The organism is Methylobacterium sp. J-067 (genome assembly GCF_022829465.1).
Lineage (GTDB): Bacteria > Pseudomonadota > Alphaproteobacteria > Rhizobiales > Beijerinckiaceae > Methylobacterium > Methylobacterium litchii.
Genome location: NZ_JAKSXZ010000020.1, coordinates 45,210 through 58,007, shown reverse-complemented (window position 1 = coordinate 58,007; position 12,798 = coordinate 45,210). Strand labels below are relative to the sequence as shown.

Genomic DNA, 12,798 nt, shown 5'->3' with positions numbered 1-12,798 from the left:
GGCCGATGTTGGGGCGCCGTTGGTGAGGGCCTCTCCGAGGGCGGACGGGTCGGCCGTCGACTGCGCGGCGGTCTCGGGGACGGTGCCGCTCATTGTGCCGGCCGTGGCCTGCAACTCGGTGGCCGAGGACGAGACCATCCCGATGATCCCGCCCACCGCCGGCTCGAAGCCGTCGGCCATCTGCCGCATGCCGGCCTTGCGCTGCGCCTCGGCCGCGAGCCGGGCCTGCGCGGTGTCGGCTTCGAGCTGCCGCGTGCGGATCAGGTTGTCCTTGAACACCTGGACGGCGCCGATCATGCGGTCGATCTCTTCGGCGTGGGTGGCCTTGGGGATCGCCTGATCGAGACGGCCCGAAGCGAGCCCTTCCATGGATTCGGTGAGGGTGCGGATCGGCCGCGTCACGCCGCGACCGATCAGCGTCGCCAGGATCGCGATGAGGCAGAACGCGACCGCCGCGCCCCCCAGAAGCCTCATCAGGGTCGGCTGCAACTGCGCGGCCGTATCGTCGGCATAAATGCCCGAACCGATGATCCAGCCCCAGGGCGCGAAGCCCTGGACATAGGAGATCTTCGCCACCGGTTGTTCCACGCCGGGTTTCAGCCAGAGATAGGGGACGGAGCCACCGCCGGACGTCTTTACCACCTCTACCATCTCGGCGAAGAAGCGCTTCCCGCTCGGGTCGGTCACGGCTGAAAGATCGGTCCCGATCAGCTCCGCTTTCGGATGGAACACCATCCGGGGGGCCATGTCCTGAATCCAGAAATACTCGCTGCCGGCGTAGCGCAGGCCGCGCACCGCAGCCACGGCGGCCTTCTGCGCGGCGTCGCGGCTCAGACGGCCCGCGCGCTCCTCACCCTCGAAATACGTCAGCACCCCCTGCGCGGTCTGGACAAGATCGCGCGTCTTCAACTCGCGCGCATCGGTAATGGCGCGGGATAAATCCCAGGTGGCCAGCGCGATCAACGCGGCCATGCCGACGAGGGCGGTCACTGTGATCGCCTGGATGCGAGTACCGATGCGGGTGGTCATAACGGTCCGAGGATGGGGATGTTTAGGCTCTGCCGAGGATGAGCTGCCGTTCTCCGGCGGCCAGACAACGATCTTCCGGATCAAGCGTCGCGTGCTTCTCGGACTTTGTTCGATAGACCTAACGAACCGTCACCGGGATCGTCAGGCGGCCATCTTGGACAGGTTCAGGAAGGTCAGGAAGTCGGCATACGGCAACGGCCGGCTGACGTGGAATCCTTGAACCTGATCGCATTGCTCGGCGGCGACGAAGGCATATTGCTCGGCGGTTTCGACACCTTCGACCGTCGTCGCCATGCCGAGGCACGCCCCCATCGTGATGATGGCCCGGACGATGGCAGCGCTCTCGCTGTCCTCCGGGAGCATGCGGATGAAGGACCGGTCGATCTTGATCTTCGAAAACGGAAAGCGGCGCAGGTAGCTGAGCGACGAGTAGCCGGTCCCGAAATCGTCCATCGCGAGGGACACGCCAATCGCCTTGAGCTTGGTCAGCAGCGCGAGGGTGCGGGCCTCGTCCTCGAGCATCACGCACTCGGTGATCTCAAGTTCGAGCCGGTTGGCGGCGAACCCAGTGGTGGCCAGGATCGACGCCACCACGTCCGGAAGGCGGTCGTCGCGGAACTGGACCGGCGACAGGTTGACCGCGAGGGCGATGGTGCTCGGCCAGCCCGCCGCATGGGTGCACGCGGTGCGGAGCACCCAGGCGCCGAGTTGCGCGATCAGGCCCGTCTCTTCCGCGAGGGGGATGAAGTCCGCAGGCGGGATGAGGCCCTGCTCCGGATGCCGCCAGCGGACCAGGGCCTCCGCAGCCGTCACCGCTCCGGTCTGGGCATCCACCAACGGTTGATAATGGAGCTCGAATTCTTCGGCGGTCAGGGCGCGGCGCATGTCGGCTTCCAGCCGGCTGCGCAGCAGCATCCGCGCCGCCATGGCCGGCTCGAACAGCCTGAACGTTCCCTTGCCCGCGGCTTTCGCCTTGTACAGGGCGAGGTCCGCGTGGCGCAGCAACTCGTCCCCGTGATGTCCGTCCTGGCGGCCGATGGCGATGCCGACGCTCACGCCGACATGAACCAGCTGAGTGTCGAGCAGGAAGGCCCGGTCGATCGCCGCGACGAGCCGCGCGGCGACGGCTTCGGGGTCCGAGACGGCGGCTTTATCCAGCAGCAGAATCGCGAACTCGTCGCCGCCGAAACGCGCGACGACATCCCCCTCGGCGAGGGCGGATTGCAGGCGGGTGGCGACCTTGCGCAGCAATTCGTCGCCCATCGCGTGCCCGAGGGTGTCGTTGACGAACTTGAACCGGTCGAGGTCGAGCATCAGGACGGCAAAGCCGCCCTCCTGCTCGCGCAGGGCGGCGACGCGGTGAGCGAGCAGATCGCCGAACCGCGCCCGGTTCGGCAACCCCGTCACGGCATCCGTGAAGGCCAGGGTGCGCAGGCGCGCCTCCGAGCGCAGGCGCTCTCGCTGATCGCGGAAGGCGATGACCGTCTGCCGCTTGTGACCGAGGAAGATCTCCTTCCGCAGCACGCGAACCGGAACGGACTGGCCATCGGCACCGACGAGTTCGGCCTCGCGCTCCTCCTGTTCCGGGAGGTCGGACGCCACGAGCCCCGGCAGAAGCCGCGTCAGGCGGCAATTGACGAGCTGGGCCTGATTCATGCCCGACAGGATTTCGAGGCTGCGGTTGGCCGTGGTGATGACCTCGCCGTCGCACACCGCCAGCCCTTCGAGGGCCACGCCGGCCAGTTCGCGCAGGCGCTCGCGATCACGGCGCATCTGGGCCCGCGCGTTGAGGGTCATGCGCAGCCCGAAGAAGGCGAGCGTGAGCAGACCGAACGACACGGCGGCGATGACGGGGGCGATGGTCTCCGGCGCGATCGCGGTGTCCGGCAACGGGACCGACGGATCGTAGGTGAGCGTCATCGCGGTCATCCCCCCGACGTGAAGGACGACGATGGCGAGCAGGAGCAGGGGGCCGGCGAGGCGGCGCAGGGTGCGCTCGCGCTCGGCGGCGAGGATCAAGGCCAAACCCGACAGGCCGAGGCTCGCCATGATGGTCGGGGGGACGACGCCCATGTCCCAGACGACATGCCCCGTGACCCGGTAGGAGGCCTGCCCCACGTAATGGAGCGCCGTCACGCCGAGGCCGATGATGACGCCGGCCAGGAAGCGACGCGGGCGGCGTTGCGCGCCGATGGACAAACCGACCCCCAGGCCGATGCCGCCGATGACCAGCAGCAGGGACGCTGCGGTCAGGATCGGCTCGAAGCCCTCCGCCATGCCGGGCTGGAACGCCAACAGTGCGTTCATGTGCGTCGCCCAGGCCGTACAGCCCCCGGCGACGATGCTGACGATGCCCCATTTCCTGCGCGGCAGACCCTCGGAACGGGCCGCATGGGAGGCGATGGCGGAGGTCGCGTAGATGCCCACGATGCAAACGAGCGCCGCCAACAGCAGCAATCGTTCATCATGCTGCTGCGTAACGCAGGTTAGAATGGCACGCATGTAAAACTCCCAGGACGACTTGTACCTGACGGAGCTTATGCTTTCGTGAAGTTTTTCTCGGCGATTTCGTGCTCTATCGCCTTGGCCATGACTGGGAAACACCGAGAAACGACGCCCGAATTCGCCACTCATGCCGAGGCAGGATGGCCCGGCCCGCAAAAGGTATACCTTGAAATCAAGCGCTCGATTTATCGCTCATTAATCGTTCGCTCTACGCTTTCACACCAGAGAAAGACTCTCGTCAGCTTCTGGTGGTAGCAGTCACGACTATACGGACAGCGCAGCAGAGCAGAACGATGCAGGCGGTAGCGGGCGGCAAGGCTGACGCCGGGACGGTTCAGCTGTCGGAGATCCTCGGCGCCCTGAGCCACGCCCTCGATCTCACGGAGGGCCAGCCGGTCGGCCATTGCGTCCGCGCGACCTGGATCGGCGCCCATATCGGGCAGCGATTGGGCCTGCCGGAGACCGAACTCTGGGAATTGTACCACACGGTCATGCTGAAGGACCTGGGCTGTTCCAGCAATGCCGCCCGGATCTGCGAGCTTTATCTCTCCGACGACCTTGCCTTCAAGCGTGACTTCAAGACGGTGAGCGACAGCCTGCCGAAGGTTCTCGGCTTCGTCTTCACGCATACCGGCCTGAAGGCGGGTCTGGCGGAACGCTTCCGCGCCGTGCTCAACATCCTGCAGAACGGCGGAACGATCGTCGACGACCTGATCCAGACCCGCTGTCAGCGCGGAGCCGAGATCGCGCGGCAGCTGCGTTTCCCCGCAGGCGTGTGCCGCGCCATCCATGCCCTGGATGAGCACTGGAACGGCGCGGGCCGACCCGACCGTCTCGCAGGCGCCGCGATCCCCCTCTATGCGCGGGTCGCCCTCCTCGCGCAGGTCGTGGATGTGTTCCACACCGCCGCCGGCCCCGCCGCCGCCCTGGCGGAAGTGCCGGCGCGCTCCGGGACGTGGTTCGATCCGGAGATCGTCGCCTGCTTCGAAGCCGTGGCGGCCGATCCCGCCTTCTGGGAGACGCTGGCCTCCCCGGACGTGGAGACGGCCGTGCTCGCCCTGGCGCCGGCCAGTCCCATCGTCGTGGATGAGGATTACCTCGACGACATCGCCCGGGCCTTCGCGCAGATCATCGACGCCAAGAGCCCCTTCACCTGCGGTCACTCGGAGCGCGTGGCGGTCTATGCCGACATGATCGCGGCCGAACTCGGTTGCACGCTGGAGCGCCGCCGCTGGCTGAAGCGGGCCGCCCTCCTGCACGACGTCGGCAAACTCGGGGTGTCGAACGCCATCCTCGACAAGAACGGCAAGCTCGACGAGGCCGAGTGGCGCGACATGCGCAACCACGCCTCGCTGTCCGAGACCATCCTGACCCGCGTGGCGGCCTTCCGCGAGCTGGCGCGCATCGGCGGCGACCATCACGAGCGCCTGGACGGCAAGGGGTATCCACGGGGGCTGGCGGGCGAGGCGATCCCGTTCGAGACCCGCATCGTGTCGGTGGCCGACGTGTTCGACGCCCTGACCGCCGACCGGCCCTACCGGGCGGCGATGCCCCTGGACAAGGCCCTCGGCATCATGCGGGCCGACCTCGGCAGCGCCTTCGACCCGATCTGCTTCGCGGCCCTGGAGCGGGCCTTGGCGACCATCGAGGGCGATCTCGCTCGCGCGGCCTGAGCGACGACGGAAGACGTGTCCGGCGGCAAGGTGCGCCGCGAATGACCTATCGGGTCAGTCTTCGAATTCGATTCCGAGTTTCCGGCCGTCGCGCCAGATCATCCGGTAGGCCCGATCAGCGTACAGTCGTTCGCAGATGAAACGACCGGAGTTCGACACTTCGGTGTCGTCTTCGACTTCGAGCATGGCGCCGAACATGCTCAGATTCCAAACGAGACAATCCGCGCACTGACGGCCTTCCGCGAAGAAGAGCGTGCCGGTCTTGAAGGCATCGTCGCGCCGTTGTCGTCGCCGCTCCGTGTCCATTGCACTTCTCTCGCCGAGGACGAAGACCATCGGAGTCACGCCCCGGTTAACAAATGCCGTTCAGCGGCTTCGTCGGGTCGTCATCACCGGGCGGCGTCACTGCGCCATGTCCCGAAGCGCACCCGCCGAAGGCCGTCGTCATCGGTAACACCGGATAAACCAGAAACCGCGTGTTCATCGCGTCCGAGCCGGACTCGACATCACGCGGGCGGCGTGATGTGTGCCTATCCCATGCTGTCTTCTCCTGGGATGGGGCGGTGCTGACCGAAGCGCAGCGGCAGGCGCTCGTGGCGCTGGCGGAATGCTTTGCGGAAGACGGCATCCTCATCGATGCCCAGAACATCCGCGCCGCCCTGGCCGCCGCCAACGATGCCGAATTCCGCGCCACCTCGGCGGAGGCCGATGGCGTGCGCCTGCGCTCGCAGCTCGAAGACGCCCGTCAGCGCGTCGCGGCCCTCGAAGCCGCAGCCCTCGCCGGGGGCTGGAAACAGCGCGCGGAGGAGGCGGAGACGGAGATCGAGCGCCTGAAGCGCGAGCGCAACGACGCGCGGGCCACCGCCCAGGGGATCCTCGCGTCCCTCAAGGAACAAGGCGAGGCCGCCGACGCCGCCGAGGCCGCAGCGGCGATCCTCTCGGACCGCGTGGCGGAACTGGAATGGGCCTTGCGCGAGGCGGTGTCCGCCATGCGCGGCTGCGTCGCGCTCACGGCCGCCGGCGCAGCGGGGCGCGAGGGCCGGAACGGGGCCTCAGCGGGCCACGCCGAAGACGCGGCTGCGGACGAAGCCGAAGACGCTGTAGCAGGCGATCAGGCAGCCGACGCTCATGGCGCCGAGGCAGCTGATGGTCTTCACGGGCTCACCGCGCGCCAGGACGATGGCGACGGTGAGGGGAATGACGGCGAAGATGAACAGAGCGGTCATCGCGAACTCCCATCCGGATCGCCGGGACCGTAGGGGCCGAATGGTTAACGGTTCGGGACTTTTGCCATCCGCTCGCCGCTGCGCCGGCTCACGAAAGCGGGGGGCTCCGTTGACTCGGGCGAAAACGGGTCTCTAATTCCTGTGGCATCAGAAGCACAGGAGGGAGCATGAGGTCTCTGCGCGTCACCGGCCACGGGGTGGATCTCGGTGAAAGCCTGCGCACCAGGGTCGAGGAACGGATGGCGGCGACGCTGTCCAAATATCTCGACACCCACATGCAGGATGGCTGCACCGGCCACGTCACCCTTCGCCGAGATGGGAGCGCGTACCGCACCGATTGCGTGCTGCACCTCGTCTCCGGCCTCACCATGGAGGCCGTGGGCGCCGCGCACGATCCGCGGGCGAGCTTCGAGCAGACCGCCGACCGGCTGGAGACCCGCCTCCGGCGCTACAAGCACCGCCTGAAGGAACATGCCAGCGCCGCCCGGGACGACCCCGCGATGGAGGCCGCCTACGCCGTCTTCGCCGCGCCGGACGAGGAGGATGCCGAGCCGGAGGAGGAGGGCGACGCCCATCCCCCGATCGTCGCCGAGAGCACCAAGACCCTACAGCGGCACACGGTGGGGGAGGCGGTCACGGCCCTGGACATGACAGGATCCCCCGTCGTTGTTTTCGTCCACGCTGGCACCGGGCGCATCAACATCGTATATCGGCGCAGCGACGGGGCGATCGGCTGGGTCGATCCTCCGACGGGCGTCGCCTGACTCACATCAGGCGTGCGCAGAACAGAGCCGGAACCGACCTCGTTATCCGACTATTGGATAGGGGCGTGTCCGGCTTAGGGCGGGCACGGCGATCTTGAGGGGGCCGGCTCCCCGGGGTGCTAGGCGGCGGGGCAACGGTCGTTCCATGCCACTTCTCGAGTTTCTGGCCCCGGATGCGGTGGTCTGCGCGCTGCGCGCCCGCTCGAAGAAGCAGGTGTTGCAGGACCTTGCGGCCCAGTCCGTGCGGCATCTGCCGATGCTCTCGGACCGGGCCGTGTTCGACACCCTGCTGCAGCGGGAACGCCTCGGCTCGACCGGAATCGGCGAGGGCGTGGCGATCCCCCACGGCAAGCTGGCGGGGCTCGACCGGCTGTTCGGCCTGTTCGCCCGCTTCGACCGCCCCGTGGATTTCGAGGCGCTGGACGGTGAACCCGTCGACATCGCCTTCCTGCTCCTCGCCCCGGAAGGGGCGGGGGCCGACCATCTGAAGGCCCTGGCGCAGGTGGCGCGCGTCCTGCGGGAGCCGGGCATGCTCGGCAGCATCCGCGCCGCCCGCGACGAGGCGGCCCTGTTCGCGCTGCTCACCCGCAACGCCGCCTCCCGAGCCGCCTGATGCCGATCCGCCATGCGTTCGTGACGCTCGCCGTCCTCGGCATCGTCGCGGTGCCCGCGCTCGCCCAGGGTGGCGACACGACCTGCCCCCGTGACGTGGTGGTCGCGCAATCGATGCAGCGGCAGGCCATCGACCAATTGGAGCAGGCCGACATCGGCGACGTGGCGAAGAGCTGCCGCGTCTGGCGGCGCCATGTCGACACGATGCGCCGGGTGGCCGCCGTCTACGCTCGCTGCCTCTCGGGCACGGAGCGCAACACGGGTCTCGCGCAGGTCCAGGGGTCCGAGAAGGAATTCGCGGAGGCGATCCGCACCCGCTGCAAGGGCAACTAGCGGCGGCTCAATCGATGCCGCGCATCAGCGGCTCGGCCACCATCTTGATCGGCTTGCGCCGCCCCAGCACCACCGCCGCCCGCGACCGCTCCGGATCGTCCTCGAACCGGGTGCGCACCCAGCTCACGAGGAACTTCACGTATTCCGAAGCCACGAGCCGCGCGACGGGCGGGCTCCGCCACCACGCACCGGCATCGAACCCTTCGGTCACCACCGGGTGGGGGACGATCCGCTCGCTCTCCTGTAACGCGTGGTCGAGTTCCACCAGCGTGCGCGGCATGTGGTAGTTCGAGGTGACGACGGCCACGGTGCTGAAATGGTGCGTGCGCATCCAGCGGCGCGTCTCGATGGCGTTGCCGATCGTGTTGCGCGCCCGGTAATCGAGATCGACGCAGCAGGCGATGAGCTGGCGCTGGGTCGGGTTGAGCCGGGCGATCTCCTCGCGGCTCGTGCGCTCGTTCACGCCCGTGATGAGGAGGCGCCGGCCGTAGCCCGCCGCCAGCAGATCGATGGCATCGCCGATGCGCTGGGCGCCGCCGGTGAGGGCAACGATCCCGTCCGTGCGCCCCTCGGGGATGCGTTCCTGGCGGGCGAGGAGGGCGACGAAGGCGAAGAAGCCGGCGACGAAGGCGACGAAGCACAGTCCGGCCGCGGCGGCGCCGCACTGCAGGGCCAACTCCCGGTTCGTCCTGCCCGGCACCCTGCCGGACCCGTCGCCCATCCCCTTGGCCGGGGAGGCGGGCGCCTGCTCGTTCCAGACCCAGCCGATGGCGTCGGTCGCGAGAGAGACGGGAGCGCGCGTCATCCGCGTGTTCATCCTCCGGAGCCTAGCGCCGAATACGGCGACGTGGAGGCAGCCCCGACGGCTGCCCACAGATCACTCTCCCAACTGGTTGCCAAACACTTAAGGAATGGCGACCGTTCGCGACCGTGAATGGGCGATGCGCGATCCGTCGCAATCAGGAGAGGTATCTCCTCACTGTGATGCGCGAGACGGCGCCAGTGACGAGGGAGGCGATTCCCCCGATGAGGGCGATGCTGAGATAGCCGCGCCAGCCGATCTGGAAGGCGCCGAACAGGGCCTCGATCTCCTGGCCCGCCGGCCCGGAGGAGGCCGAGCCGGTGATGAGCCCGGCGACGATGAAGGCGAGGATGGCGCAGGCCGCCCCGATGCCGCCGCCACGCAGGCCGAGGCCGAAGAACCGGGCCTGGAAGGCGCGGGCGATGTAATCGTCCCCGGCGCCCACGAAGTGGAGCACTTCCACCACCTCCTTGTTGCCGGCCATGGCGCCGCGCGTGGCGAAGGTGACGGCCAGCCCGGTCGCCACCAGCACCAGTACCACGAGGCCGACGCCCGCGCCCACGAAGGCGTTGGCGGCGGTGGACAGGCGCTGCAACCACAGGGCGTGGTCGTCGAGGCCCGCGACGCCGGGCAGGGCGTCGGTGAGGCGGGTGCGCAACCGGCCGAGATCGGTGCGCTCCCCCGACATCCTGAGGGCGATGAGGCGCGGCACCGGCAGGTCGGTGAGATCCAGCCCGGTTCCGAGCCAGGGTTCGAGCAGCCGTTCGGATTCGGCCTTCGAGAAGATCCGAGTCTGGGCGATGCCGGGCTCGTCCTTGGCGATCGCCTGTGCCTTGGCGACGTCGGCATCGACATCCCGGCCGGGGCCGGGCCGGACCTGGATCGTGACTTCCTGTGCGACGCTGGTCTGCCACTGGCCGGCATTGGCGGCGACCATCTCGGCGGCGCCCGCGCAGAGGCCCGCGAGGAAGGTGAGGATGGCGATGACAGCCGCCAGGGAGCGCCCGGCGGCGGTGTCCGTGGGGACGAGGGGCGCGTTGCGCCGGAGGTTGGCGGGGAGGGTCGGGTCCACCGGAAACGCCGCCGCCGCGCGGGCCCGTGCCTTGGCCGCGATGCTCATTCCTCGATCCGCAGCCGGCCGGCGTTCAACACCATGCGGCGGGCGTTCACGGCATCCATGATGCCGAAATCGTGGGTGGCGATGATCACGGAGGTGCCGAGCTTGTTCAGTTCGAGGAAGAGGCGCAGCAGCCGCCGCCCGAGGGCGGGGTCGACGTTGCCGGTGGGCTCGTCGGCCAGCAGCAGGTCCGGCCGGGCGATGAGCGCGCGGGCGATGGCGGCGCGCTGTTTCTCACCGCCGGAGAGCAGGGGAGGGAGCGCGTGCATCCGCTCGCCGAGCCCGACCCAGCGCAGCAACTCCACCACCTCGGCGCGGTAGCTCGTCTCCGAGCGGCCCTGCACCCGCAGGGGCAGGGCGACGTTCTCATAGGTGGTGAGGTGGTCGAGCAGGCGGAAATCCTGGAACACCACGCCCATCCGGCGTCGGAGCAGGGTGAGCTTCTCGCTGGAGATGCCGGAGACCTCCTCGCCGAAGATCGAGACGGTGCCGCGCGTCGGGCGGACGGAGAGCAGGATGAGCCGCAGCAGCGTCGTCTTGCCCGCGCCCGAGGGGCCGGTGAGGAATTGAAAGGAGTGCGGCGCGATGCGGAAGCTCACGTCGGAGAGCACTTCCGGCCCGAGGCCGTAGCGCATTCCGACATGCTCGAACTGCACGACGGGCCGTTCGGCCCCCGGCAGCAGGCTCTTCATGGTTGCCTGAACGTTCAACGCCGTCCCGCCGCTGGCCCGAAGGCTGGTTCACGATACATGCCGGCGGGCCGCGCCGCGCGGAGGCGGGGCGCCGCTCGCGGCTTCACGCGAGGTTAACCCCGTTCGGGCACCATTTCTCAAGAGTTTTTCTGCCGTTCGGCCCCCTCGAAGGGCCATCGCGGCCGCGTCGAGTCAGCCGCCGATGTTGATCACCTGCCCGACCTGCGCCAGCAGTTACCGCATCGATGCGGCGAAGATCGGGCCGGAGGGCCGCTCGGTTCGGTGTGCCGCCTGTCGGGAGACCTGGTTCCTCACCCCCGACGCCGCCGTCGAGGAGCCGCAGGAGCCGATCCCCGAGGCGCAGGACGATCCGGTGGCCGACGCCGCCTGGGCCGAAGCCGCCGCCGCCGTCCGTGACACCGCCCAGCCCGAGGCGGCGCCGGCCGATGAGCCGGCCCCGCGCAAGCGCAAGGTGCCGGCGAAGAAGGCGAAGCCGAAGCGGCGCACCCTGCCGAAGAGTCCCTTCCTGTCGCCGCCCGCGATTCTCGGGCTCACCTTGCTCGCCGCCTTGCCGGTGGCCTGCCTCGCCCGCAACACCATCGTCGGCCTCGTGCCGCACACCGCCTCGGTCTTCTCCGCCATCGGCCTGCCGGTGAACCGGTGGGGCTTGGAGATCCGCGATGTCGTCGCCTTCCAGAACCCGGCCGGCGAGGATCGCCCCGCCGAACTGGTGATCGAGGGCGATCTCGTCGGCGTCGGCCGGGCCGGCGTACCGGTGCCGCCCCTGCGGATCGAGATCAGCGACGCGGCCGGCAAGCCGCTCAAGTCGTTTCCCGCCCCGCCCCCCCGAGCGACCCTCGGGACGGGGGAATCCGCGCGGTTCCGGGCGAAGCTCACCGATCCGCCGGCGCAAGGCCGGTCGGTCGCGCTGCGCTTCGCGGACGCGACGACGCCGGAGCGCAAGACGGCGCCCTGAACCGCGACACTCGGTTTCGCCCGGCGGGCTGCGCGGCGGTGCGGCGCCCGCTATAGGTGCTGGCGCACCCCGCGCCCGGGGCCGCACCGACCGGGATCCGCCGCGATGTCGTCCAACACCCTCGTCCTCATCGCCTGCCTCGCCGTGGCCGTGGTGCTTTTCCTGGGCCTCGCCAACATGATGCGCGGCGGCAGCGCGAGCGTGTCCCAGCGGCTGATGCGCCTGCGCGTGCTGCTGCAGTTCATCGCCATCGTCTTCATCATGGGCGTGGTGTGGTGGCGTTCGGCCTGAACCGAGTGTGACACGGCTGCCGCAGGGGTGGGGTTTTCCTGACAGGGCCGGATGAAACGGGGCTCAACGGCCGAGCTCCGTGGTAAGTTCGGGCAACGTTTCGCCTTCGCTACGCCCACCGAGCCCGCATGACCGCCACTTTCCGCGCCTTCCTCGCCGGCCTCGTCACGGCTGCCAACCTGGTGCCGGCCGTCGCCGCCGATCTCGGCGCCGCTCCCGCCCCGGCCTATTATTACGCGGCTCCGGCGCAGCCCCTCAGCTTCGTCTCCGAAGTGCGAATCGGCGGCGCGGTGCAGGATCCCGGCAGCGCCGAGGGCAAGGCGCGGGGCTTCAGCAAGGAAAACGTCAACGGCGAAATCCTGTTGGCCAAGCCCGTGATCTTCCAGGATCCCTTCTGGCAGGCGTTCATCCCGCGCCCGACCGTCGGCGGCAGCTACAACACCGGCGGCCGGACCAGCTACGCCTATCTCGGCGCCACCTGGACCGTGGAGGTCTTCCCGGAGACCCTGGGCCGCAAAATCTTCATCGACGGCTTCTTCGGCGGCGCCGCCCATAACGGCTATACCGGCCCGAAGGCCACCACGCCCTACGGCTTCAACACCCTGGGCTGCTCGCCGCTCTTCCGTGAGGCCGCCGCGCTCGGCTATCGCCTGACGGAACATTGGAGCATCATGGCCACGATCGAACACATGTCGAACGCCGGTCTCTGCGCCAACAACCGCGGCCTGACGAACTACGGCGGCAAGATCGGTTACACGTTCTAAGCGCCCAGAGCCGG

14 protein-coding genes are annotated in these 12,798 nt (G+C 68.9%); 8 read left to right on the top strand and 6 right to left on the bottom strand.

Annotation, left to right across the window (positions count from 1 at the left end; all coding sequences use genetic code 11):
* Together MKK52_RS00870 and MKK52_RS00865 are read right to left on the bottom strand one after the other, a co-directional pair.
* Positions 1-1,029, bottom strand: a 1,029-nt coding sequence (locus MKK52_RS00870) for a cache domain-containing protein (RefSeq protein WP_243951858.1), incomplete at its 3' end; no start/stop codon positions are given.
* A gap of 141 nt (positions 1,030-1,170) precedes the next feature.
* Positions 1,171-3,477 (bottom strand): putative bifunctional diguanylate cyclase/phosphodiesterase, encoded by a 2,307-nt coding sequence (locus MKK52_RS00865; RefSeq protein WP_243951857.1) that lies wholly within the window; start codon positions 3,475-3,477, stop codon positions 1,171-1,173.
* A gap of 350 nt (positions 3,478-3,827) precedes the next feature.
* On the opposite strand from MKK52_RS00865, the gene MKK52_RS00860 reads away from it, so the two are divergent.
* Complete coding sequence (locus MKK52_RS00860) at positions 3,828-5,207, top strand: HD-GYP domain-containing protein (protein ID WP_243951856.1); 1,380 nt, start codon at positions 3,828-3,830, stop codon at positions 5,205-5,207.
* Between the two features lie 54 nt (positions 5,208-5,261).
* Here MKK52_RS00860 and MKK52_RS00855 read toward each other — a convergent pair whose 3' ends face one another.
* Positions 5,262-5,543, bottom strand: a complete 282-nt coding sequence (locus MKK52_RS00855; protein ID WP_243951855.1) for a pilus assembly protein PilZ — start codon at positions 5,541-5,543, stop codon at positions 5,262-5,264.
* 227 nt (positions 5,544-5,770) lie between these two features.
* Between MKK52_RS00855 and MKK52_RS00850 the strand changes: the two genes are divergently transcribed.
* The 4 genes from MKK52_RS00850 (at position 5,771) to MKK52_RS00835 (ending at position 8,142) form a co-directional block, all read left to right on the top strand.
* Entirely contained in the window at positions 5,771-6,466 is a 696-nt protein-coding gene (locus MKK52_RS00850) for a hypothetical protein (protein ID WP_243951854.1), read from the top strand.
* A gap of 134 nt (positions 6,467-6,600) precedes the next feature.
* Positions 6,601-7,197, top strand: a complete 597-nt coding sequence (locus MKK52_RS00845; RefSeq protein ID WP_243951853.1) for an HPF/RaiA family ribosome-associated protein — start codon at positions 6,601-6,603, stop codon at positions 7,195-7,197.
* 145 nt (positions 7,198-7,342) lie between these two features.
* Positions 7,343-7,810: a PTS sugar transporter subunit IIA gene (locus MKK52_RS00840; protein ID WP_243951852.1), complete on the top strand. Its 468-nt coding sequence runs from the start codon at positions 7,343-7,345 to the stop codon at positions 7,808-7,810.
* Complete coding sequence (locus tag MKK52_RS00835) at positions 7,810-8,142, top strand: hypothetical protein (protein WP_243951851.1); 333 nt, start codon at positions 7,810-7,812, stop codon at positions 8,140-8,142. Before MKK52_RS00840 ends, MKK52_RS00835 begins: the two co-directional genes overlap by 1 nt.
* Before the next feature lie 7 nt (positions 8,143-8,149).
* Here MKK52_RS00835 and MKK52_RS00830 read toward each other — a convergent pair whose 3' ends face one another.
* The 3 genes from MKK52_RS00830 to ftsE all read right to left on the bottom strand — a co-directional run bounded on the left by MKK52_RS00830 (position 8,150) and on the right by ftsE (position 10,753).
* Positions 8,150-8,947, bottom strand: coding sequence for a YdcF family protein (locus MKK52_RS00830; protein WP_243951850.1), 798 nt, complete (start codon positions 8,945-8,947; stop codon positions 8,150-8,152).
* A 154-nt stretch (positions 8,948-9,101) separates the two neighbouring features.
* The gene (locus tag MKK52_RS00825; protein ID WP_243951849.1) at positions 9,102-10,064 is read right to left on the bottom strand and encodes a cell division protein FtsX; all 963 of its coding nucleotides are present in this window, start codon (positions 10,062-10,064) and stop codon (positions 9,102-9,104) included.
* Positions 10,061-10,753: a cell division ATP-binding protein FtsE gene (gene ftsE, locus MKK52_RS00820; RefSeq protein ID WP_243951864.1), complete on the bottom strand. Its 693-nt coding sequence runs from the start codon at positions 10,751-10,753 to the stop codon at positions 10,061-10,063. Before ftsE ends, MKK52_RS00825 begins: the two co-directional genes overlap by 4 nt.
* Positions 10,754-10,955: 202 nt before the next feature.
* On the opposite strand from ftsE, the gene MKK52_RS00815 reads away from it, so the two are divergent.
* The 3 genes from MKK52_RS00815 to MKK52_RS00805 all read left to right on the top strand — a co-directional run bounded on the left by MKK52_RS00815 (position 10,956) and on the right by MKK52_RS00805 (position 12,784).
* Positions 10,956-11,729: a zinc-ribbon domain-containing protein gene (locus MKK52_RS00815; RefSeq protein WP_243951848.1), complete on the top strand. Its 774-nt coding sequence runs from the start codon at positions 10,956-10,958 to the stop codon at positions 11,727-11,729.
* Between the two features lie 105 nt (positions 11,730-11,834).
* On the top strand, positions 11,835-12,020 hold the full coding sequence (locus MKK52_RS00810; RefSeq protein WP_243951847.1) for a twin transmembrane helix small protein: 186 nt from the start codon (positions 11,835-11,837) through the stop codon (positions 12,018-12,020).
* A 128-nt stretch (positions 12,021-12,148) separates the two neighbouring features.
* On the top strand, positions 12,149-12,784 hold the full coding sequence (locus tag MKK52_RS00805) for an acyloxyacyl hydrolase (protein ID WP_243951846.1): 636 nt from the start codon (positions 12,149-12,151) through the stop codon (positions 12,782-12,784).
* Positions 12,785-12,798: the final 14 nt, after the last annotated feature.

What these genes read in the sequence shown, in the direction of transcription:
- MKK52_RS00860 (WP_243951856.1), top strand. Translation starts at nt 3,828, where the DNA reads ATGCAGGCGGTAGCGGGCGGCAAGGCTGACGCCGGGACGGTTCAGCTG.
- MKK52_RS00855 (WP_243951855.1), bottom strand. Translation starts at nt 5,543, where the DNA reads ATGGTCTTCGTCCTCGGCGAGAGAAGTGCAATGGACACGGAGCGGCGA.
- MKK52_RS00845 (WP_243951853.1), top strand. Translation starts at nt 6,601, where the DNA reads ATGAGGTCTCTGCGCGTCACCGGCCACGGGGTGGATCTCGGTGAAAGC.
- MKK52_RS00840 (WP_243951852.1), top strand. Translation starts at nt 7,343, where the DNA reads ATGCCACTTCTCGAGTTTCTGGCCCCGGATGCGGTGGTCTGCGCGCTG.
- MKK52_RS00835 (WP_243951851.1), top strand. Translation starts at nt 7,810, where the DNA reads ATGCCGATCCGCCATGCGTTCGTGACGCTCGCCGTCCTCGGCATCGTC.
- MKK52_RS00830 (WP_243951850.1), bottom strand. Translation starts at nt 8,947, where the DNA reads ATGACGCGCGCTCCCGTCTCTCTCGCGACCGACGCCATCGGCTGGGTC.
- MKK52_RS00825 (WP_243951849.1), bottom strand. Translation starts at nt 10,064, where the DNA reads ATGAGCATCGCGGCCAAGGCACGGGCCCGCGCGGCGGCGGCGTTTCCG.
- ftsE (WP_243951864.1), bottom strand. Translation starts at nt 10,753, where the DNA reads ATGAAGAGCCTGCTGCCGGGGGCCGAACGGCCCGTCGTGCAGTTCGAG.
- MKK52_RS00815 (WP_243951848.1), top strand. Translation starts at nt 10,956, where the DNA reads ATGTTGATCACCTGCCCGACCTGCGCCAGCAGTTACCGCATCGATGCG.
- MKK52_RS00810 (WP_243951847.1), top strand. Translation starts at nt 11,835, where the DNA reads ATGTCGTCCAACACCCTCGTCCTCATCGCCTGCCTCGCCGTGGCCGTG.
- MKK52_RS00805 (WP_243951846.1), top strand. Translation starts at nt 12,149, where the DNA reads ATGACCGCCACTTTCCGCGCCTTCCTCGCCGGCCTCGTCACGGCTGCC.